The 22,700-nt window shown below is 67.5% G+C and carries 13 protein-coding genes; 9 read left to right on the forward strand and 4 right to left on the reverse strand.

All coding sequences use genetic code 11. The features are described from left to right. The first annotated feature begins 344 nt into the window (after window positions 1–344). The 3 genes from BLR41_RS09325 (at window position 345) to BLR41_RS09340 (ending at window position 3,531) form a co-directional block, all read left to right on the forward strand. On the forward strand, window positions 345–2,102 hold the full coding sequence (locus BLR41_RS09325; RefSeq protein WP_092627647.1) for an ATP-binding protein: 1,758 nt from the start codon (window positions 345–347) through the stop codon (window positions 2,100–2,102). A gap of 719 nt (window positions 2,103–2,821) precedes the next feature. Beyond that, window positions 2,822–3,229: a hypothetical protein gene (locus tag BLR41_RS09335; protein WP_092627649.1), complete on the forward strand. Its 408-nt coding sequence runs from the start codon at window positions 2,822–2,824 to the stop codon at window positions 3,227–3,229. Next, window positions 3,226–3,531: a transcriptional regulator gene (locus BLR41_RS09340; protein WP_218120034.1), complete on the forward strand. Its 306-nt coding sequence runs from the start codon at window positions 3,226–3,228 to the stop codon at window positions 3,529–3,531. Before BLR41_RS09335 ends, BLR41_RS09340 begins: the two co-directional genes overlap by 4 nt. A gap of 30 nt (window positions 3,532–3,561) precedes the next feature. Here BLR41_RS09340 and BLR41_RS09345 read toward each other — a convergent pair whose 3' ends face one another. After that, window positions 3,562–4,086 carry a hypothetical protein gene (locus tag BLR41_RS09345; protein ID WP_092627650.1) on the reverse strand — a complete coding sequence of 175 codons (525 nt, stop codon included), beginning with the start codon at window positions 4,084–4,086 and terminating at the stop codon, window positions 3,562–3,564. A gap of 1,069 nt (window positions 4,087–5,155) precedes the next feature. Here BLR41_RS09345 and drmA point away from each other — a divergent pair. The 3 genes from drmA (at window position 5,156) to drmC (ending at window position 12,123) form a co-directional block, all read left to right on the forward strand. After that, window positions 5,156–9,088 carry a DISARM system helicase DrmA gene (gene drmA / locus BLR41_RS09350; RefSeq protein WP_092627651.1) on the forward strand — a complete coding sequence of 1,311 codons (3,933 nt, stop codon included), beginning with the start codon at window positions 5,156–5,158 and terminating at the stop codon, window positions 9,086–9,088. A 331-nt stretch (window positions 9,089–9,419) separates the two neighbouring features. Next, a complete protein-coding gene (drmB, locus tag BLR41_RS09355) occupies window positions 9,420–11,324 on the forward strand; it encodes a DUF1998 domain-containing protein (RefSeq protein ID WP_092627652.1) in 1,905 nt (634 codons plus the stop codon). A 10-nt stretch (window positions 11,325–11,334) separates the two neighbouring features. Next, window positions 11,335–12,123 (forward strand): DISARM system phospholipase D-like protein DrmC, encoded by a 789-nt coding sequence (drmC, locus tag BLR41_RS09360; RefSeq protein WP_092627653.1) that lies wholly within the window; start codon window positions 11,335–11,337, stop codon window positions 12,121–12,123. Window positions 12,124–12,255: 132 nt separating this feature from the next. On the opposite strand, the gene BLR41_RS09365 is transcribed toward drmC, so the two are convergent. The 3 genes from BLR41_RS09365 to BLR41_RS09375 form a co-directional block, all read right to left on the reverse strand. After that, a complete protein-coding gene (locus BLR41_RS09365) occupies window positions 12,256–13,107 on the reverse strand; it encodes a hypothetical protein (RefSeq protein ID WP_092627654.1) in 852 nt (283 codons plus the stop codon). After that, a complete protein-coding gene (locus BLR41_RS09370; protein ID WP_092627655.1) occupies window positions 13,104–17,189 on the reverse strand; it encodes an AAA domain-containing protein in 4,086 nt (1,361 codons plus the stop codon). Before BLR41_RS09370 ends, BLR41_RS09365 begins: the two co-directional genes overlap by 4 nt. A 218-nt stretch (window positions 17,190–17,407) precedes the next feature. Continuing rightward, window positions 17,408–17,824: a hypothetical protein gene (locus tag BLR41_RS09375; RefSeq protein WP_143013031.1), complete on the reverse strand. Its 417-nt coding sequence runs from the start codon at window positions 17,822–17,824 to the stop codon at window positions 17,408–17,410. A gap of 64 nt (window positions 17,825–17,888) precedes the next feature. On the opposite strand from BLR41_RS09375, the gene BLR41_RS09380 reads away from it, so the two are divergent. From BLR41_RS09380 to BLR41_RS09390, 3 genes are all read left to right on the forward strand, one after another. Further along, the gene (locus tag BLR41_RS09380; RefSeq protein ID WP_092627657.1) at window positions 17,889–18,251 is read left to right on the forward strand and encodes a hypothetical protein; all 363 of its coding nucleotides are present in this window, start codon (window positions 17,889–17,891) and stop codon (window positions 18,249–18,251) included. 538 nt (window positions 18,252–18,789) lie between these two features. After that, complete coding sequence (locus BLR41_RS09385) at window positions 18,790–20,436, forward strand: serine/threonine-protein kinase (RefSeq protein ID WP_176797939.1); 1,647 nt, start codon at window positions 18,790–18,792, stop codon at window positions 20,434–20,436. A gap of 126 nt (window positions 20,437–20,562) precedes the next feature. Next, complete coding sequence (locus tag BLR41_RS09390; RefSeq protein WP_092627659.1) at window positions 20,563–22,656, forward strand: UvrD-helicase domain-containing protein; 2,094 nt, start codon at window positions 20,563–20,565, stop codon at window positions 22,654–22,656. The last annotated feature ends 44 nt before the right edge of the window (window positions 22,657–22,700 follow it).

Here is a 22,700-nt window from a genome sequence, read left to right on the forward strand (position 1 = left end):
GGATCGGCGGGAGGGCAGCGGACCTACTCCGCCACGAGCCTCATCACAGCTTCGCCACTAGCTTCGCCACTGGGTCGAAGTGGCGAAGCTAGTGGCGAAGTTACGGGTGCTTCTGAGGCGGTTCGAAGGGTTCGGATGCCGAGCGAGTGCGATATCACTGGTTTCGTGATGTTGTCGAGCAAGGGCTTGAACGATCAAGTCTGAGGTTCTTACCAGGAGTTATTGCTACAGGTAGAAGATTCATTACTCGAAGTGCTGATCTTCGTCAGCTTCGCCACGAACTTCGCCACTTGCTTCGCCGTTAGGATTCAGTGGCGAAGTAGGTGGCGAAGCTGAGGTGGGTAATGCTTGATGACGAGCTGGCCGAGATGATCGAAAACCTCAGGGAGCTGGGGGACGACCACGCCACGGTGGAAGCGAAACGCGCCGGAACGAAGCTGCCGAAGAGCGTGCGCGAGACACTGTCGGCCTTCGCCAACACCAGCGGTGGGGTGCTCGTCCTGGGGCTCGATGAGGCCACCGGGTTCCAGGCCACCGGAGTGCAGGACGCGGCGAAGCTGGCCGCCGACCTCTGTGCGATGTGTTCGGAGGACATGGAGCCACCCCTGCGCCCACTCATCCAGACCCACCGCTTCGAAGGGGTAGATCTTCTCGTGGCCGAGGTCGCCGAACTCGATCCCGCCGCCAAACCAGCTCACTGCCGGGGGACGAGCATGGCACAAGGCAGTTTCGTCCGGGTCGCCGACGGCGACCGAAAACTGACTCCCTACGAGGTGCACGTGCTGCTGGCCAACCGGGGTCAGCCACGAGAGGACGAGCAGGCGGTCCCGGGAACGAACATCGAACATCTCGACACACCCCTCGTCGAAACGTTCCTCAGCCGGATACGCAGGAGAAGAGCGCGAGCGTTCGCGCACCTGGATGCCACAGCGGCTCTTCGTCGAGCCAAAGTCCTCGTGGCGGACGAACTCTCACTCGCCGGACTGTTGGCACTGGGCGAATATCCGCAGGAGTTCTTCCCACAACTGATGTTGACCTTCGTGCACTACCCTACGAAGACCGGACCGGAGCCCTCCAGCGGAGCGCGGTTCATCGATAACGTCGCGGCGGAAGGCCCTATTCCGGTGATCCTGGACGAGGCACTTATCGCGCTACGACGCAACATGAGCCGTCGCTCCACGGTTCTTGGTGCCGGTCGAGCCGACACCTGGGAGTACCCCGAGGCAGCGCTGCGCGAGGCGATCGTCAACGCGCTCGTACACCGGGACTACTCAGCCATCTCCCATGGCACCCAGGTCCAGGTCGAGATGTACCCGGATCGGCTGGTGATCCGTAATCCCGGAGGACTGCACGGTTCGGTCAGTGAGGAAAACCTCGGTGAGGAAGGGACCTCCTCGGCCCGGAACGCCACACTGTTGAAGATTCTCGAAGACGTCCCGCTTCCCGGCTCGGACAGGCCGATCTGCGAGAACCGAGGATCGGGAATCCCCACGATGCTCGCGGCGCTACGCGAGGCCCGTCTCAATCCGCCGCGATTCGACGACAACATCGCCACCTTCACCGTCACGTTCCCCAACCACACCCTCATGGGCGAAGAAGTCGTGCGATGGATCGGCTCACTCCAGGAGCCGGGGCTCACCGAGAGCCAGTGCCACGGGCTGGCCATGCTGTATCACGGTGAGACGCTGAACAACCAGACATACCGAAACGCCAACGACCTGGACTCGCGAATCGCGACGAGCGAGCTCGGTGACCTGGTTTCACGTGAACTGGTCGTTCCCACCGGTGGTAGACGCCATGCCCGGTATCGCCTCGCGGAGGGGCTCGTTCCGGAAGCCACCGAGGAACACGAGGACGAGGCCGGTGCCTTAAGTCAACGCACGAACCGCCGGAAGGAACTACTGCGAGCGCTGGGTGATGAGGAATGCACCCGTGCCGAACTCGTCAACCGCACCGGACTGACCGATCGAACCGTTTCCCGATGGCTCAGTAATCTCGTGCGAGAAGGAGTACTCGCGATGACCGAACCGAGCACGCGCAGTCCGAACGTTCGCTACCGCAGAACCGGTCAGAGCACGCTCGACGAGGCAGCGGAACAGTAGTCGAGCCTTTCGATGGCCTCGGGTGGAGTGTTCACGAACCACAGCGGATCGAGATCCTCGCTGTTTCTTCAGGACGGCTTCGGAGCACTACGGTGAGATGTCAGGAAGCATGCCGAGTGAGATGCGAATTCCGGGCCAACTCCGCCGTGAGCTGGTTTATCCTCTGCCACTGGTGGGACAACGATCTTCGCGTCCCGGTGAACGGGACTTCGAGGACACCCCGCCGTTGGACGCCTTGTTCGAGGAGCCTCCGGGCGAGCCGCCCGGCGCGGCGACCGGTGTCGGACCCGTGTGAGAGAAATCGGGATGATCACCGGGCCGCGTGATCCCCGTACCGGCCGGGCGCGTGCGCGAAGCGGTGCCGCGCGGCACCGCCGGACCGGCGCGGCGGTGCACCGGCTTCCCGGTCCGTGGAGCCGTCTCCCCCGACCGACCCCGGACGAGCCACCGCCCCCCCCCACGCTGAACAGGGCAGCCTCGACATGCCCACGGGCACGGCGTGCCGCTCGGGCTGCAAGGGGGATCGCTTGGGGCACTCAGCTTCCGGGGTGTGAGCAGCCCAGCCTCGTGGCTGGACGTGGCGACCACCTCGAACGTGATCACAGACCGGATCGTTGCGACGAGCTCGTGGGGTAGTGGTTGACTCCGGTGTGCTGTTGCGTTTTTTGTAACTGGTTGCGAAAATCGAATCATCTGGCTGAGCCCTGAAAGGAGCGAAGATGACCGACCAGGCACGAGAGGCTCTGGAGAGCGTCCGTCACGCCCCCTCGTTGTATCGGCGACCGCGCGTCGCGGAGATCGCACTGGCGGTGATCAGCCTCGGTGCGTTGAGTGCCGGGGCGAGTTGGTTGATCCAATCCGATCCGCCGCTGGTGTGGTCGCTGTTGGCGGCCCTGGCGATCCTCGCTGTTCCGTTCTCGTGGCACTGGGCGGCGTTGCGTGCTCCGGGGCGCGCACCGTGGCGGCGTATCGACACGCTCCTGGCAGGCGCGGCGCTGCTCGCGGGCACGTTTCCCGTATACGAATTGCTCTGGTCCGATGGCTCCAGTGGGACATCCGCCTGGGTCGCTTCGGCGGTAGCAACTGTGATGCTGGCGGTTTTCATCGGTGTGCGGTGGCGCCGATGAGCACGGCCCGAGACCCCCGCGAAGCACTTCCGACCATCCTGCACTCACCGGTGCGACTGGCGATCCTCGGAGCGCTGCGGCACGTGCAGGCCGCCGATTTCGGCGACCTGCAACGCAGCCTGGAAATCACCACTGCCGAACTGTCACGCCAGCTTGGCGTGTTGCAGCGTGAGGAGCTGATCGAGATCAAAAAGGTGCAGCGCCACCGCCACACCATCACCAGAGCCCGATTGTCCGAGCAAGGGCGGTCCCGTTTCGAAAACTACCTCGCTGAGCTGCACCAAGTAGCTTTCGGGCAGTAATGACGCAGGTGACAGCCGGGCGAGCCTGGATTACGACCAGGGGGTGGCGCACCATACGGCATACCCACCGAGGGCGCCCGCCAAGCCGACGGCACCGCCCTTGACGGCTACCTTGATACCGCGTTTCGCCGCTTCTTTCAAAATGAGTCCAGCGGCTTTCTTCCAGGCCTTGTCGGCGATGGCGTTGGCGATCGCGGTCGACGCGCCGACCAATCCGCCGAGGCCGACACCCTTCAGGACACAAGCGGCATAGCTGTCGGAACTTCTGGCCAAAGCCGCTGTGGTAACGCCGTCCGTTGTTTGAGCCGTTCGACCGATATGTTTCTGCCATTGCTCTTGAAACCGCGAAGCGAAGTCTTCACCGAAAGCGGCTTTCGCGGATTCATAGTCAAAGCGATTGTCAGGCCCCAACAGTTCACCGGCGCCAACCTGCTTGAGGTACGAAGCGACCTCCTCAACATCGCTAGGGTCGATCTCGGCGGGGTCAGCGGAGGCCAGTGTTTGACTGCTCGCGGCTTGGGTCGTGACTCGCTGAACCTCCGGAGCGCTGCTCACCTCCGTGAAATCCGATGAAGCGGCAGCTGGGACTGCCCCGATGCCGGAAAGTACTCCTATGGCCGTGACAACGACGAGACCGTTCCGTCCCACCTTCTGTGGGGTGGTAGCTGTTCCGGAACGCAGCGAGCTCTTCTGAGGATCTATCAATTTGATTCTATCCGTAAACAATATGATTTCCTGGGTTTTGCTGCGATGTGCCCCTGAAAATCAATCAGGTGATCAACACAGCAATGATCACCATAGAGTTTGATGATCACTGGAACAACAAGCTGTGTAGATCATCACATGATCCCATGTTTGGTTGACTGTTAAAAATGGGAATGCCGAGAAATTGCTCTGACCGGCAAATCTCGATTATTAGAGTATGGCTGAATCGGACTTTCAGTGCTTGGGTTGCCACCAATTGATGGATGGGGTGTTGCCGCGCTTGGGTGTAATGACGATCGAATTGGCCTCGACGCGTATCTGGTCGGTGGGCTTGGTGGCAGTGGTCGGGTGTTGATGACAGGTGAGCCTTCGTGGAGATGTCGACGTGAACTCACGCATCCGAGAGCGAAGCTGGCTGGGCTACCGGACGGAGCAACAGTAGCCACCGCTTATCGATCACTCCGGGCTCCGAAGTAGCTCCGTACGGGCACGCCGTACGCACTGGGTCAGGTCCGTTGAACAATCGGTATCCGATGTATGCGAATTTCGGGCCAACTCCGCCGTGAGCTGGTTTATCCTCTGCCGCTGGTGGGACAACGATCTTCGCGCCTGATAGGCGGGACTTCGAGGACACCCCGCCGTTGGACGCCTTGTTCGACGAGAGTCCGGGCGTGCCGCCCGGCGCGGCAACCGGTGTCGGACCCGTGTGAGAGAAATCGGGATGATCACCGAACCGCGTGATCCCCGGGCCGGGCGGGCGCGTGCGCGAAGCGGTGCCGCGCGGCACCGCCGGACCGGCGCGGCGCGGGGTGCACCGGCTTCCCGGTCCGTGGAGCCGTCTCCCCCGACTGACCGACACGAGCCACCGATAGCGAGCCACCGCCCCCAGAAGAGCCACCGAGAGGGAGCACAACCGTAAATGACCACCCCGGACAGCTCGGACGGACTGTTCATGAACCCCAACGGTGAACAGGGCAGCCTCGACATGCCCACCGGTACGGCGCGCGGCTCGGGCGGCAACACCGGTACGGGCGAGCCCGACGCGGGCGGCGAGGACGCCGACGCACGGCCGGACCCGACCCGGCTGCTGGACACCGAACAGCGGTTCCCCGACACCAGCGGCGCGCAAGTGCGCGACGGATTGCAGGAACTCATCGTGCGCGACCTGCTCGGCCCGTGGGACGGCGAGGCCGAGCAGCTGCCCTACGGCTCCAGCGGCCCCCGCGAGCGCTACCTCGTCGGGATGCTCGGCCCCAAACAGGACGCCCGCCCCACCGCCGACGCCGAACCCGCGCCGGACACCGGGGCCGAGACCGGCGGCGAGGCCAACGGCGAGGGCGGCGGCGAACTGCCCAACGTGCTCAGCCCGCAGAGCCTCGGCCGCATCTGGGCCTCCTCGATGGGGCTGAGCTGCACCGTCGCGCGGGACACCACCGCGCTGCACGTCACCGCCGAATGGGGCCGCTACGCCAAGGAGGACACCGAGACCGCCGAAGGCGCCAAACGCAGGCTCTGGACCCGCGAACCCGTCACGGTCAGCCGCGAGGTGCGGCTCGACGGCACCGGCTCGCACCGCCTGCCGCTGACCGCCGACACCGCCGAGGAACCCGGCGTGCTGCTGGCCGTGGCCGCGCGCGACCGCGACGGCAAGCGCGTCGTGGAACTCACCCTGGTCAACGCCCAACGAGAGGGCACCCCGCAGGAGGAGTCCTGGATGTTCCAGACCCGACTGCGCGCCACCGCCCTCGACGGCGCGGCCCCGGTGTTCCTACCCGCCGACGACCCGCTGCACGACAGCACCGCCGAGGACGACCCGGAGGAACAGCACCTGCGGCTGCTCTACCGTGGCCAGCTGCGCTACGCCTCCGGTCACAACGTCGCCGTGCACCCGCACACCAACCCCGGCGCCCGCCGCGCCCACCAGCTCGAAACCACCTGGCTGCCCACCTACGAGGTCCCCGCCACCGTCGCGCCCGGCAACCGGGAAGGCAGCCCGCTGGCGGGCACCGAACTCGCCATGGACACCCTGGCCACCGCCGAACCGTCCGAACTGCGCACCGGGCTGGCACCGCTGTCCGAGGGCTACCGCCGCTGGCTCGACCAGCGCGAGTCCGAAGCGCGGGAACTGCCCGACTCGCTGCGCGAGACCGCTGAGTCCGCCGTCTTCCAGGCACGCCGCGCCGCCGACCGGGTGCAGGCGGGCATCGACCTGCTCACCGACCCCGACCACCCCGGGTACGCCGACGCGCTGGCCGCGTTCCGGTTCGCCAACCGCGCCATGGCCGCCCAACGCCGCCACACCGACCTCGCGCGGCTGCGCGAGACCACCGAGATCGGCTACCCCGAGGCCAAGCAGCGGGTCGAGGCCAACGGCGCCGCCGGGGCCTCCTGGCGGCCGTTCCAGCTCGCCTTCGTGCTGCTGAACCTGCCCTCGCTGGTCGACCCGGACCACGCCGAACGCGCCGCCGACTCGAACGCCGTGCTCGACCTGCTGTTCTTCCCCACCGGCGGCGGCAAGACCGAGGCCTACCTCGGGCTGACCGCGTTCACCTTCGCCATCCGCCGGTTGCAGGGCCTCTACGGCAGCGGCGAGGACGCCCGCGACGGCGGCGCCGGGGTGGCGGTGCTGATGCGCTACACCCTGCGGCTGCTGACCGCGCAGCAGTTCCAGCGCGCCGCGGCGCTGGTGTGCGCGGCGGAGATGATCCGGCGCGAGGACGAGGGCACCTGGGGCGGCGAGCCGTTCCGCATCGGACTGTGGGTGGGCGGCAGCGTCTCACCCAACTGGTTCGGCCAGGCCGAACAGCAGATCCGGGACGCCCGCGAGGCCGGCGACGGCAAACGCGCCAACGTGCTGCAAACCCTGGCCTGCCCCTGGTGCGGCTCCGCGCTGCTCGCCCACCGCGACGCCGAGGTCGACACCGCCACCCGCCGGGTGCTGCTGCACTGCCCCAACGCCGAGGGCAGCGACGCCTGCCCGTTCTCCAAACCGCACTCGCCCGAGGGCCTGCCCATCCTCACCGTCGACGAGGAGATCTACCGGCTGCTGCCCAGCCTCGTCATCGCCACAGTGGACAAGCTCGCCCAGCTGCCCTGGAAGGGCTACGCCGGGATGCTGTTCGGCCGGGTGCGCCGCTGGTGCCCCCGGCACGGCTACCGCCACGCCGACCTCGACGCCGAGACCGGCTGCGCCGATAAGCACCAGCAGAAGAGCGGTCACCCGAATGTGAGCAGCAAACCCGTGGCGCGGCTGCGCGCGCCCGACCTGATCATCCAGGACGAGCTGCACCTGATCTCCGGGGCGCTGGGCACCACCGTCGGGCTGTTCGAGTCCGCGGTGGACGAGCTGTGCTGCTGGCGCACCCCCAGCGGCAACGAGGCCGGGCCGAAGATCATCGCCTCCACCGCCACCACCAAACGCTCCGGCGAGCAGGTGCGCGGGGTGTTCAACCGCGACCTGGCGGTGTTCCCGCCGCAGGTCACCGAGGTCTCCGACACGTTCTTCTCACACCAGGTGTCCACCGCGGACAAACCCGGCAGGCGCTACCTCGGGATCTGCGCCCACGGGGTGCGGCTGAAATCCGCCGAGATCCGAGTCGCCGAGATCCTGCTGCTGGCCGGGCAGACCCTGTTCGACCAGCACGGCGCGGCGGCCGATCCGTACATGACGCTGGTCGGCTACTTCAACGCCACCAGGGAACTCGCCGGGATGCGGCGCTCCCTCGACGACGACGTGGCCACCCGCGTCCGCACCCACGGCCGCAGGCGCGGCATCTCCGACCGGCTGCCCAGCCGCGCCGCGATGCTCAACATCCAGGAACTGACCTCCCGCATCTCCTCGGCCGACATCAGCGAGGTGCTCACCCACCTGGAGAACGGCTTCGACGCCGAGATCGACACCACCACGCGGCGCCACGCCATCCGCGCGAACCTGCGCGAGATCTACGGGCAGCGGCGCAAATCCTCCCGCGGCAAGGACGTTCCCGAGCCGCATCCGCTCAGCGCGCGCCGCGAACAGCGCCGCAAGGACGGCCGCGACCCGGTCGACGTGGTGCTGGCCACCTCGATGCTGCAGGTCGGCGTGGACGTCTCCCGGTTCGGGCTGATGATGGTCACCGGCCAGCCCAAGAACACCGCAGAGTACATCCAGGCGTCCTCCCGCGTGGGCCGCACCGACAGCGGGCCGGGGTTGGTCGTCACCCTCTACAACTGGACCAGGCCCCGCGACCTGGCGCACTACGAGGACTTCGAGCACTACCACGCCACCTTCTATCGCCAGGTCGAGGCGCTGTCGGTCACCCCCTACACCCGCCGCGCGCTGGACCGGGGAGTGACCGCCGCGTTCGTGGCGGCGGTGCGCAACGCCGCCGAGCCGCACTCCGGGGAGAACGACGCACAGGAAGTGGCGCTGGACTCCCCGCTGGTGGAGCGCATCACCGAACGGATGCTCGACCGCGCCGAAGCCGTGCGGGGGCAGCGGGGGCGCGACTACCTGGCGGAACGGCTCGGCCGCACCAAGGACCTCTGGAGCGGCGAGCAGGACGGCGAGCACTCGGTCGGCTACGTCGGTCGTTCCTCGGGCCGCGGGGAGCAGTCCCGCCGGGCGCTGCTGACCAAACCCGGCGACCACGCCTGGCGGGACAGCACCGTGGCGCAGTCGATGCGCGAGACCGAGAACGAGATCAACCTGCTCGTGCCCGGCGGGGAGGAGCTGTTCCAGACCCTCTACAACGCTCCCGCCTGGACATTCGCGCCCGCACCGGACGGCGAGGCCGATGCCGAGGACGAGGAGATCCCCGAGGGCGACGAACTCGGCGACACCGCACTGCCCACCACCAAACGCAAACCGTGACAGCGCCCCACCCTCGCTCGGCTCTCCCCGGTGTTGGCGGTGCCGCACGCACTGGACTCTCCGGCACAGTGGCGTCAATTTCTCGCGAAATCGCCGTGCCCTCGGCGCGGTGCCGAGCACCTACCGCCCCCGCAGGCCGCGCTCCTACCACTCACGCAGCCCGACCACCCGCGGGTTCTCCCGTGCGGCTCTCGCGAGGAAGGCCCGACGTTGTGTAGGCCGCTACCCGATGTCGGGCCTCCCCGCAGCGAGAGCCGTGCGAGAGGTTCCGCCAAGCGAGGGTCCTGGCAAGCCCCCACAACTTCTGACGCCCGCTCCGGAAAGGAGCTCTATGACCACTAATCATCGCCGTCGCGTGGGCTCGGTCCGCCCGAGCCACCTCATGTTCACCAGCGGGGTCGGCGCGCTGGTCGACATGCCCAACTTCTCCGTGCTGGTGCGCGGGCTCGACGACTGGAACTACAACGACGTCCGTGACCGACACGACTGGAAACCGATCGCCGAACCCCGGCTGCTGTCCGCGGTGCAGGGCATCTTCGGCAAGAACGTCAAGGAACTGCTGCCCGCGCCCTGGCTGGACGGCCTCGACCAGGACCCGCGGGGCCCGGCCTCCCGGGTGGGCGTGCCGACCGTGCCGTTCCCCTCCTGGCTGCGCTGCACCGCCTGCAACGAGCTCGCCCCGGTGGACTCGCGGGTGTTCGGCTTCGAGAACGAGGTGCCCCGCAGGCCGCAGGACGCCCGGTTCTTCCACCAGGGGTGCGGCGTCAAGAAGAGTGGAGCCCCGCCGCTGGCGATCTCCTCCCGGTTCCTGATCTCCTGCACCGCCGGACACTTGGACGACTTCCCCTACCCGGAGTTCGTCCACCACGGAGCCGAGTGCCCCAAGGTGAAACAGCCCCGGCTGCGAATGGAGGACCGCGGCGGCAACCGTGGCGTCAACGTCGAGATCAAATGCGTCAGCTGCGGTGAGCACCGCAACATGGGCCAGGCCATGGGGCAGCGCGGCGAGCAGAACCTGCCGCGCTGCCGGGGCAGGCACCCGCACCTGAACCGGTTCGACCCGCAGGGCTGCAAGTGCGCACCCAAGGTCCTCACGGTCGGTGCCTCCAACCAGTGGTTTCCGCAGAACCTCTCGGTGCTGGCGGTTCCCCGCACCGAGGCGAGTGAGCTGGAGACCAAGGTCGAGCAGCACTGGAACGCGGTGTCCACGCTGCCCGCCGCGATGTATCCCTACGCGCGGGAGAACGTGCCCGCCTTCCACGAGCTCACCGGCTGGAGCGACGCCGAGATCGAGGCGGCGGTCGAGCGGGTGCGGGCCAGGATGGAGCAGGAGAGCGAGGAGGACAGCGAGACCGAGCAGCTCGACCTGCGCACCCCGGAGTGGGAGGTGTTCGCCGCCTCCGAGCTGCCCGCACCCACCGACGACTTCACGCTGCGCCGCGCCGAGGTGCCCCCCGAACTGGCGGGTTACTACGCCGACGTGGTGCAGGCCGAACGGCTGCGCGAGGTCCGCGCGCTGACCGGGTTCACCCGGCTCGACGCGCCCGACCCGGAGGACCCCAAGCTGGTCACCCGCGCCCCGCTGGCCCGCTCCACGCCGCAGTGGGTGCCCGCCAGCGAGGTGCGCGGTGAGGGGATCTTCCTGCGCGTGCCCGAGGACCTGCTGCGCGACTGGGAGAGCCGCGCCGCCGAGTCGCACGCGATGTACCGCCACCGGCGGGCCTACGCGGAGTTCCGCAAGAACCGCTACTCCGACCGCATCCCCGGCGAGTTCGACGAGATGCGCAACTGGCCCGGCCCCCGCTACCTCGCGCTGCACACCCTCTCGCACCTGCTGATCCGCACCATCGCCCTGGAGTGCGGCTACAGCTCGGCCAATCTGTCCGAACGCATCTACGCGGGCACCGAGGACGATCCGCGCAGCGGCATCCTGCTCTACACCGCGGTGCCCGACGCCGAGGGCACCCTCGGCGGGCTGGTCTCGCAGGCCGAACCCGACCGGCTGGTGCGACTCACCCGGCGCGCGCTGAGCGAGGCGCGGCGCTGCTCCTCCGACCCGCTGTGCGCCGAGCGACTCCCGCAGCCGCCCGCCGACCACCTGCACGGCGCGGCCTGCCACGTCTGCCTGTTCGTCTCCGAGACCACCTGCGAACGCGGCAACCGCTTCCTGGACCGCAGGTTCGTGGTCCCCGTCGACGAGCACGAGGACCTGGCGCTGTACCGCGAGCGGCCGTGAGGATGTGGGCATGACCGGCGAACCGTCCGAGCTGGAAAGTGTCGCTGCCGAGGCGTTACCCCGCCTCGGCGCGAGCGCGCTGCGCACGCTGGCCGACCGCATCCAGGCGGGCTGGCCGGAACAGGCCGTGCTGTCCGGGCCGGGGGAGGAATACACCGAGACCGCGCGGGCCGTCCTCGACGCCCAGGCGACGGAGGGACGCTCGGCCGAGGAGACCGCGGGGTTCCTGCGCGGACTGGCCGCCGGATACAACCGCCGTGCCGCCGAGATCGCGGTCGAACCGGTCTGGAGCGGCCCCGGCACCCACCCGGTGCCGGTGCGCGCCACCGCGCGGGTGCTGGTCGAACTCATCGAGCGGGCGAACCACGAGTTGATGCTGATGACCTACTCGGCGCGGCCGCACGAGCAGCTGCGGCGGGCGCTGCGCGCGGCGGTCGAGCGGGGAGTGGCCGTCACCGTGGTCGTGGAGACCCTGCGGGGCGCGCGGGGTGCGCTCGGTGGCCCCGAACCGGCCGATGCCTTCGCCGGGATCGGCGGCATCGAGTTGTGGCACTGGCCGCCGCGGCAGCGCACCGAGCGCAACTCCAGGACCCACGCCAAGATCGCGGTCGCCGACCGGCGCGAACTGCTGGTCTCCAGCGCCAACCTCACCCAGTCCGGAGTGGACCGCAACATCGAGGCGGGGCTGCGGGTGCGCGGCGGGACCGCCCCGCAGCGCGCCGCCGAGCACCTCACCGAACTCAAGACCCGGGGAATCCTCGAACGGTTGGGGGAGACGCGGCAGCAAGAGGGCGGGTGAAGCCCGGGCGGATGAAGCCGGGGCGGGTTCCGGGAATGCCCCGGACTCCCCGGCTTCGGCGACCGCGCCGGAAAGTCGCAAGTACCGCCGGGCGTTCCCTGAATCCGACGGATCAGGTGCTACCGGTCGGTGTCACCGGACTGGTTCGATGCTTTCCTCGATGTCGTTGAGGATCGCCTGCACCGGGCCCCAGCACAGTGCCACGCTGCCCTTGTCGAACTTCGGTTGCTTCTCCAGCTCGGCACGCGGGTGGATGAAGTTCCGGTACTTGCGAACGTTGTCCATGAAGTCCTTCGCGTCGAGTTGGATCCACTCCTTCTCGTGTGCGGTGTCGAGCATGAGCTCCAACCCAGCGCGGTTGGCGGGGGTGTTCCTGCCGTTCCTCCCGACGAAACCGTTCTTCCGGATTTTCTCGTCCCGTTCGGTCAGCAACGCGTACAGCAGTCCCTCGACGAAACTCCCGATACCGATGATCGCCATGGTGTGGGCACCGCTGTCCTGGCACAATCGGGTCTCGTTCACCCGGTTGACCAGGAGGTCGACCGCTTCCTCCTCCTCGATCAACAGCCGCAGTCGTCGGTCCAGGTCCTCGGGTGCGAAGAAGACCGCCTGCTCCCCGTCGGAGTCCAGCGTGCCGAGCACCGGACGGCCTCCCGTCTGGGAGACCACCAGCCGTTCCGCCGCCAGCCTGGTGTTGATCGCCTCGCGGAACTCCTCGGCGGAACTCTCGCCGTCCTCGTACTCCCGGGGATCGCAGACCCGGCACAGTAACCGTTCGATGTCGGAACGGTTCTCCTTGCGGTCGATCAGTTGCTCGGACAGCCACTCGATTCGTGGTGATCCGTCGTACTCGGGCGGATCCGACCAGCCCGCGTGCCGCAGCAGCTTCTCCAGCTGATACGTCTTGCGCTCGTAGGGACCTCCGATGTCGACGATCACCTCGGCGATTCGTTCGGCGGTCCGATCGTCCAGCGGGAACGTCAACTCTGCTCCTTCTCGGCCTGTCGCTGCGCGATGTCGACGGCTCTGGTCAGTCGCTCCACGATGCGCGACCCCTTGCGTTTGAAACCGAGTTCCCGCATCGCCTGCTCGATCCGCTCCTGCCGGTCGAGGGGCAACCGGTCGGTCAGCAGCCAACCGCACAGCTCGACGAGCTCCTCCTCGCCGTAATCCGCTATCCGCAACCCGGGTGTGATCGCGGGACGCGGGCCACGGGTGATGGTGACCTCGGGCGGCGCGGTGTCCCCGGTGTGCCCGGTGTCCCCGGTGTGCTCAGTGCTCTCCGGGGTATCGGGTTTGTCGGGAACGGCAGGCGCGGGCTCGCGTTCGGCATCGATCATGGCCTGTTCCCAGGCCTTGACGATGCGTTCGGTCTCGCCCTCCCGGTCGGCGAACCAGGCCGAGGCCCACACCCGGTGGAACCGCCAGCCGAGGTTCTCCAAATGGGCCTGCCGCAACCGATCCCGGTCCCGAACGCTGTGCGACCTGTGATAGCTGTCGCCGTCGGCCTCGACGGCCAGGATCATCCGGCCCGGCTCGTCGCGGTGTGCCAGCGCGAAGTCGATGCGGTACTGGGAATACCCCCACTGCGGGTACACCTCGATCTCGCGTTCGCGCAGTGCGTCGTGGATGTCTTGCTCCAGCCCGTTCAACTCGACCGGCTGTTGCCTTCCGACCTGGTCGATCCGCGTCTGGTTCTGGGCGAACTCCAGATAACGGCGGAGCAGTTCGGTGCCGGTACGTTCCTCCCGAGGCGCCAGATCGTGGGGGCCGAAGGAACTGACCACCGTCATTCTCGTCTTGGCGCGGCTGACCGCCACGTTCAGCCGGCGCGGCCCTCCCTCGTTGTTGAGCGGACCGAAGCCGGTGCGCGCCACGGTGCCGTTGGCCCGCTTGGCCACCCCCAGCGTCAGAATGATCGCGTCACGCTCGTCACCCTGCACGCGTTCGAGGTTCTTGACGAAGAATCGCCTGCTGGGTTCGGTGTTCTCGTCGAAGAAGTCCTGCAGTTCCGGCCGGTCCCGCAGCGCCTTTCGGATGGCGTCGTCCACGCGGGTCATGTGCTTCTGGCCCATGGTGATCACCCCGAGGCTTTCGTGCGGGCGGAACTCGGCGTGCTCCAACACCCGTTCGACGACGCGCTCGACCTCCTCCGGGGCCGAGCCGTCCTGACCCGGCGAGGCGACCCCGTCGACCACGTCGAGCGTGACCGGGGTGTCCCAGCGGGCCCCGGGGAAGGTCACCAGGCTGTTGTTGTAGATCTCCTCGTTGGAGAAGGCGATCAGCCGTTCATCCCGGCTCCGGTAGTGCCACCGCAGCGTTCGCTGGAGCGGGATCAGCGAACGCATCGTCGTCAGGATGGACTCGTAGTCCCGCAGATCGCCCTCGTCCTCATCCTCGTCCGCTGCCTCGGAGGGTTCTTCGAGCATCCGGCTGAAGAAGTTCGTCGGCGGCAACTGCTTGTCGTCCCCGGCGACCACGAGCCTGCGGCCACGGGCGAGCGAGGTGACCGCGTCGTGCGGTTCGATCTGGCTCGCCTCGTCGAACACGACCAGATCGAACAGCCGCTCGGCGGGCAGCGTGCTGCTGACCACCAGCGGAGACATCGCCCAGCACGGCCGTAGCGCCAGCAGTACGTGCGGGGCACGCTCGACCAGTCGCCGGATCGGCAGATGCCGGGACTTCTTGTTCGCCTGCTTCCGCAGTAGTTCGGTCTCCTCCGGGAAGTCGTCGCGCACCCGGCGCAGCGCGTCGGCCACCGACCACCGCACCCGCTGCGCGGAGGTCCCACGGTGTTCCCGGTCGGCCTCCTGGAACTCGTCCACTGTTCTGTTCCGCTGCTCGCCGTTGACCTCCCGCAGCGCCGGGACCCGCAGCTTGAACTCGTCAAGCAGGGACCTCAGCCAGCAGTGCCGGAACAGCAGCCAGGTCTGTTCCCCCGTGGCGTCGCGGCGGGCCGCCTCGTCGAGCAGCTCCCCCAAGCCCAGGCCGCGGAACCTGTCCAGCAGCTCGTTGATCCGGGGCATCTGCCACATCGTGTTCTTGTCGGCGGCGAGTTCGTGCAGTTCCTCCTGGACCTGCTCGGTTGGGCGGGACTCGTAGTCGGTGAGCCGCGCGCACATCGCCACCGAGGTGAGCTGGTTTCGCAGCGTGTGGAAGGTCTCCATGGTCTGTCGCAGGTCCACGACCTCGGCCGGTTGCACCTGGCCACCGCCCAGCTCGTTCCAGCGGTCACGCTGTCGCACGATCTCGGACAACTTCGCGTGCAACGCCCACTTCTTGGTGATGCCGTCCGTCGAAGCCCGCCTGACCTCCTTCAGCAGCGTTCGGCGCTGCCGCCACCCGAGCTTCCGGCCGTATCGCGCACGCTGTTTACGACTCGCCGTGGCGAGCAACCAGTCGTCCAGTCGGGTGCCGAAGACGTCCGAACCGAAAGCCTCGACGCTGCTGTGCACCTCGTCGAGCAGTTCCAGCACGTGCTGCCACCCCTCGAGATCGGTGGGCGGCGTGAGACCGGTCTGGCGCAGCAGGGCGTGCATCCCCTGCTGACCGTCCCGCAGGGTTCGGGTGGTCAGCTCGTCGAGCTCGGCCATCACACGTTCGAGGTCCTCCTCGCCCCGGATGTCGGCCTGCCACCACGGTGACTCCTTACGGAGGATCCGCAGTCCACCCGCATCGACGAACTGATGCAGCTCCTGCTCCAGCCTGCGCACCGTCGCCGCGTCCAGCGCGCGCAGCGTCGGGCCACGGAAGAAGTGGTCCGTCCGATGCTGATCCCCGAGTTTGAGCAGCTCCAGCTGCACCTCATAGGCGCTCTTCTCCCAGGGATCACGCCGAGCGTGCAGCTCGTCGGACGAAGTGCGCAGCGAATCGCGTCGTTCCGCCAACCGTTGGTGCAGATCCCCGGTTTCCGCCGGTTGTTGCCTGCTGGTGGCTTGTAGGCTCTCCTGCAACTGTTGCGCGAGCTGCTTCTTGTCGACCTTGCGCTGGTGCAGATCGAACACCAGGTCCGCCAGGTTCACCTCGGCCAGTCGGTTCGTCACCGCCTCGATGGCCGCACGCTTCTCGGAGACGAACAGCACCCGTTTTCCCTGCGCGGTGGCGCCCGCGATGATGTTGGCGATCGTCTGGCTCTTGCCGGTACCCGGTGGCCCCTCGACGAGCACGTGCTGGTCCGACAGGGCGCTGTTGATCGCTCCCTGCTGCGAGGAGTCCGCGTCCTGCACCGGGTGCTCGGTGTTCGGCGCGATCTCGTCCGGTGGTGGGGGAGCGAAACCGGTGCTCTCCTCCCGCACCGCTTCCGTACTGGCTCGGTGACCGGCCAGGGCGGCCACGAGCTCGTGCTGGGCCAGCAGTCCGGTCGAACTGCGGAGATCCTTGACCATCGGCAGTTTCTCGTAGTTGAACAGGCCGATGACCACCGAACGTTCGAGCTCGATTCCCATGTCCTGCCGCGCCGCCAGATCGGCCAGTTCCCCGTAAACGCCCTCGAGCTGTTCCCCCGGGTCCTCGTGCTGGCTCAACCGATCCTCGACGGCGCTGGTGAACCGCTCGTGATCGATGTCCAAGCCGTACTTGCGGTCGAGGGCGTACAGCAGCACTTGGTTGATCTCGACGTCGTCGAGCCGCAGCACGAAGTCGTTCTCCGAGACCGTTCGGGACTCGATCCGCAGCGTTCGCAGCAGCAGCGGTGCTCGGGTAGCGGGAACCGATTCGCTTCCCCGCACCTGTTGCTCGGTTCGCACCAATCCCTGGGCGACCTTGCCCACCTCGACGCCCTGTTCCTCCTCGGCCGCGTTGATCCTGCGCCTTATGTCGCGGATCCGTTTGCTCGCGTCCTTGTTCACGTCTATTTCCCGGAACAGCGAACTCAACCGCGTTTCCGAACCGCTGAGCAGCTCGCGCAACGCATCGGGGTCGGCGGAGGAGAGGTCCAGCGTCGTCCTCTTCCTGTTCTTGAAGTGCAGCAGCGTGTTGGTGTTTCCGAGGTCGACGAGCTTGTTCGCCCATTCCTCGGCTTTCGCGCGCACCAGTTCCTGTAATTCCTGGTCGTTCTCGGTCGACATGCCCCGCAGTCCCCATCAGAGTGCCCTGGACCGTTGAGATTCCGGGCTGACCTGTCTGTGATCAGCCCTTCAGGATGCCGCAACGGGTAAGGCGTTGCCATAAACCGAATGGGTGAGATCAACTCGGGGTGATTGTGACGTGCTGCACACGGTATTCCGCTCCGGGCGGCCCGGAATCCGGATTATTCACCTTTTCGGCGGATTTCCTGTAGTGGGCTTTACGAGACCATGGAGGGCTTTCCGATCGCGGGGCGCGCGAGCGGTGATTGTCGGAACAAACCGAGGGGGACGCATTGCACGAGCCGACCGCTGCGGACGACGAGCCGGACGCCGCTCCCGAAATCGCTGATCGTGCGGTCGTCGGCGCGCTCGCGCGTGGCACGTTGTCCCGTGCCGACGAAACGAGGAACACCGCCGACCGGCTTCGCTCCGCACCGGAACGGTTGCGGGAGCAAGCCCGCGAGCAGCACGCGGAGCTCCACCGCCGTGCCGTCGCCGCGCGGCTGCAGGACACTCCGCTGGACAAGTTGCGCGAGGTGGCCGGTAGCAGGAGCCGACTCGACGCGCTGGAACGCGCCGGGTACCGCAACGTCCGCCAGGTGCTGTCCGCGCGTCCCGAACAGCTGCGTCGACATCCCCGGAGTCGGGGAGAAAACCGCCGAAGCCACCGTCGACGAGCTCGGCGACAGCATCGACGCGTTGTCCGTCGAATTCGACTCGGTCCGCCCGGTGGCAGGACGTGCGGGCAGCAAGCTGCGGATGATGTTCGCCGGCCGCGCCAGGAAACAGGCCTCGCTGCGCGCAGTCGCCCGGCACGAGGACCTGCTGGAACAACCGTGGGTCGAACGGATCAACGATGCGGCGCGGCGGGCCCACGAAGTGGCCGGGCGGCAGAACGCGGCGGAGTCGTGGCGGGACTACCAGCAGCGCGCGGCCGTCTACAACACCCTGCTGAGCGGCATCACCGGCGTGGCGGACACTCCGGATGCCTCGGCACAGGGCTTCGTCACCGGCGAGGTGGACCCCGAAAGACTTCGGGGTATCGAACGGGCGGAGTCCTGATGAAACGACTTTTCCGGCACGGAGTCGGTTCCGCGCGTTGCCGACTCGAGTACGCAGAATCCGGTGGGTGCGGTAATCGACATCGGGAAGCGTTACCGGAATCCGGGAAACAATTCGGTAACGTATGGATTTTCCGGTGGCGTGAACTGTCCGACAACGGACTGCGCTATCTTGTGGCGACGGGAGAAACCGTGACAGAGCTCGGGGTGTGCGGACTACGTCGATGGGGGTCCGCACCAGCCCGAAAAGGGGACAAACGATTGATCTCGACCGGGCGGGGGCGCGTTCGACAGTTTCCCGCTTCCCGTGTATCAGGCGACTCGAGGCCACGTTCCGATCGGAACTCACGATTACGTCCGATGTGGCGGAATATTCCGGCGTCGGTGAGGTCCACCGGCGACCGTCGATACAGCGGGTTCGGATGGAACCGTGAAAGCAGCGAGACGCGCGTACGTGGCTTCGGGGAGGAAACGTGGCGGAACCGACAGTGATCAACGATCGCTACGAACTCCAGGCCGTTCCGCTGGCCAAGGGCGGGATGGGGGAAGTGTGGGCGGGACGCGACACCAAACTCGAGCGGGAGATCGCCGTCAAGTTCATCCGGTTCCCCGACGCGGATGACGACGAGGAACTGGTACGGCGATTCCGCCGCGAGTCCCGCGTCACCGCGCGACTACGGCACCCGGGTGTCCCGTCGATCTTCGACGTGGGCAGCCACAACGGGCGGCCCTACCTGGTCATGGAACTCGTCCACGGCATCAGCGTCTCCGACCTGATCGCCGAACACGGCACGCTACCGCTCGGCTGGGCCGCGGCGATCGCCGCGCAGACCTGCTCGGTGCTCACCGCCGCCCACCAGGAACAGCTGGTGCACCGCGATCTCAAACCGGCCAACCTGATGCTGCAACCGGACGGCACCGTCAAGGTGCTCGACTTCGGACTCGCCGTGGCGCTCGACGTGGCGGACATCTCCCGGTTGACCCGCACCGGCCAACACATCGGAACTCCCGCCTACATGGCTCCGGAACAGATCCAGGACGCCACCAGCTCCACCCGCAGCGATCTCTACTCGTTGGGTTGCGTGCTCTACGAGTCGCTCACCGGGATGCGGCTTTTCCGGGGCCCCACCGACTACGCCGTGATGAGCAAGCAGGTCGGCGAGCGGCCCGCACCGCTACGCGAGTACCGCCCGGACGTTCCGTCGGAACTGACGGAGCTGGTCACCGACCTGCTGGCGAAGGAAGCCGAGGATCGCCCGGAGAGCGCGCCCACCGTCTACCATCGGCTGCTGCCGTTCGCGGCGGACGTCGAAGCGCTGCCGGGAGCGCTCGCGAACCCCGCGATTCCCAGTCCCACCCGGATGTACGCCTCGGTGTTGAGTCGGGTGTTTCCCTACGGCAGCCCGTCCCCGAGGCCGGCGGGCAAGGCCTCCGACAGCGCGCCTTCACCGGAGGAGCCCCCGGCCGACACGGCTTCCGACGAGGTGGCTCCCGACGAGAGGCCTTCCGGGCGGGGGAGCGCCTCGGAGCGCCCCGATCCGCCGAACCAGGACTCACCGGAAACCGGTGAGCGAACGGGCCACCCCGACCCCGGTGCGGCGGCGGAGGAGACTCCCGCGATAACCCGGGACGAGCTGGCGGCGGCCAAGAACCGGGCTGACTCCCGCGTACAGCACTCCCGATACGACGAGGCCGCCGAACTGCTGCGGGCCACAGTGGATTCAGCGAGCCGGGTCTTCGGCAGCACCGACGGTGACGTCATCGAACTGCGCCTGGAATGGGCCCGAGTGCTCTACGACGGTGGCCAGTACCAGCGGGCCGGACCGGTATACCATGCGCTGGCCACCGACCTGGCACAGCGCGACGGGCTCGACACCGAACTCGTCTTCCACTGCCGACTGCGCAACGCGAGCTGCCACGCGCTCGGCGGTAACCACAGCCACGCGCTCCGGGCCATGAAAAGCCTGCTGGCCGACGAACAACGCGTCTTCGGCGACGACCATCCCCGCACCCTGGACCTGCGATGCCAGATCGGGTTGCTCCAGCTCGGGGCGGGCAAGCCGGAGGAAGCCGAGACGACCCTGAGCACGCTGCTCGACGACCTGCTTCGCACCCACGACCCCGAGCACTCCCTCGTCGTCAAAGTGCGCGAACTGCTCGACGGATTGCCGGGTGGAGGAGGATGATCATCAGCGGTGTCCGGAGCCCCATCGGGGAAAACGGTCGAATCGGACGGACTGGGGTCTTTCGTTGCTCGGGCGACGCGGCGCCGACGACATCGACAACGACACACAGCGGTACCGGAGACACAAGTGGCCCGACTCGGCATAGACAAGGACTTCCTGCACGAGTTCACCAAACTCGAAAAGCAGGTTCAGGAGAAGGTGAGCCAGACCCTGGCGAAATTCGATCAGGTCAGCCACGCCGGAGCACACCTGGAGAAGATCGCCAACGCGCGCGATTCCCGGTTCCGCTCCATCCGGATCAGCGACTTCTGGCGCGGGATCGTGCTCGCACCGGACTCCGGGGACAGCTACACCCTGCTCACCGTGCTGCCGCACGACGACGCCTACGCCTGGGCGAAGCGGCGCAAGGCCTCGGTCAACGCGGCAACCGGGCGGATCGAGATCCGCGACGTCGCGGCGGTGGAGGACAGTCTGCCCGGGCTGTCCAAACTGGCCGAAACCGCTCCCAGCCGCCTGTTCGACCACGTCAAGGACTCCCAGCTACGACAACTGGGCCTCGACGAGCAAATCCTTGCCTTCGCGCGTGCACTCACCGATTCGGCGCAGCTCGACGCGGCCAAATCGTTCCTGCCGGGCAACCAGTGGGACGTGCTGTTCGGGCTGGCCACCGGCTACACCCCCGAGCAGGTCTGGGCGGAGTTGGCCGCCGAGGTCAGCGACGCCGGGTTCGACCCGGACGATCTGGACGCGGCGGTGGAGCGCAGCCCCGATCGTGTCGTGCTCGTCGACGGACCCGAAGAGCTCATGGCGGTCTTTCGGCACCCGCTGGCCACGTGGCGGATCTACCTGCACCCGGTGCAGCGCTCGGCGGTGGAGGCCTCCTACAACGGTCCCGCGCGTGTCACCGGTGGCCCCGGCACCGGCAAGACCGTGGTGACCATGCACCGTGCCCACCAGCTGGCGGTGAACGGGACGGGGCCGGTGCTGATGACCACCTTCACCTCGACCCTGGCCGACTCGCTCGACACCGGGGTGAAACTGCTCGTGGAGGACTCCGAGGTGCGTGAACGCATCCACGTGCACCACGTGGACCAGTTCGCCAATCGGGTGTTCCGCGAACACCACGAAGCCCCCACGATCCTGAGCGCGGAGGAGCAACGGCAACTGTGGCAGTCGATCGTCACCGAGCTGGACGTGTCGTTCTCGGCCAACTTCCTGGCGGAGGAGTGGCGGCAGGTCGTGCTCGCCCAGGGGGTCGGCAGCGCCGAGCAGTATCTCGGAGCCAAACGCGACGGCCGGGGACGTGGCCTCGGCAGTCGGCAGCGGGCGCAGGTCTGGCAGGCGATCTGGGAGTTCGAGAATGAGCTGCGGCGGCGGGGCGTGTGGACCCACGAGACGATCTGCGTCGAGGCCACCAGGCTGCTCGAACAGCGAACCGACAAGCCCTACCGGCACGTGGTGGTCGACGAGGCCCAGGATCTCAGCCCGGTGCAGTGGCGGCTGCTGCGCGCCGCCGCCCCCGAGCGGCCCGACGACATCTTCCTGGCGGGTGACACGCACCAGCGCATCTACAACAACCGCGTGAGCCTGCGCGAGGTGGGAATCCGGGTGACCGGGCGGTCGAGCCGGTTGAACGTCAACTACCGGACCACCGCCGAGATCCTCGCCTGGAGCCTCGGGCTGTTGCGCGGCGAAACCATCGACGACATGGACGAGGGGCTCGAAGCCATCGCCGGCTGCCGCTCGGAGGTACGCGGCAAGCACCCGTGGGTTCGCGGTTTCCCCACCAGAACCGCCGAGCTCGAACAGCTGGTGACCACGCTGCGGGGATGGGTCGACACCGGGATAGCTCCCGGCGAGATCGGTGTGGCGGTGCGCTCCAACAAACTCGTCGAAACGGTCGGGGACGAACTCGGAAAAGCCGGGATTCCGAGCGTGCGACTGCAGGGCGGCACGACCGAGGAGGACGACGCGGTCGGGGTGGGCACCATGCACCGGATGAAGGGGCTGGAGTTTCGCTGCCTTGCGGTGGTCGGGGTGACCGAGCACCAAGTGCCGCCTCCCAGCGCGATCACACCCGCCGAGGAGGACGCCTCGGCACACCGCAGGGACACCCAGCGCGAGCGGTGCTTGCTGTTCGTCGCCTGTACCCGCGCCCGGGAACAACTCGCCGTGTCCTGGCACGGCGGCAAGAGCCCGTTCCTGCACACCCAGAACTGACACCGGTCGCGCCCGAGGTTTCCGTACACCGCGCGACCCGCCAC

It is taken from the genome of Actinopolyspora mzabensis, assembly GCF_900101095.1.
Taxonomy (GTDB): Bacteria; Actinomycetota; Actinomycetes; order Mycobacteriales; family Pseudonocardiaceae; genus Actinopolyspora; species Actinopolyspora mzabensis.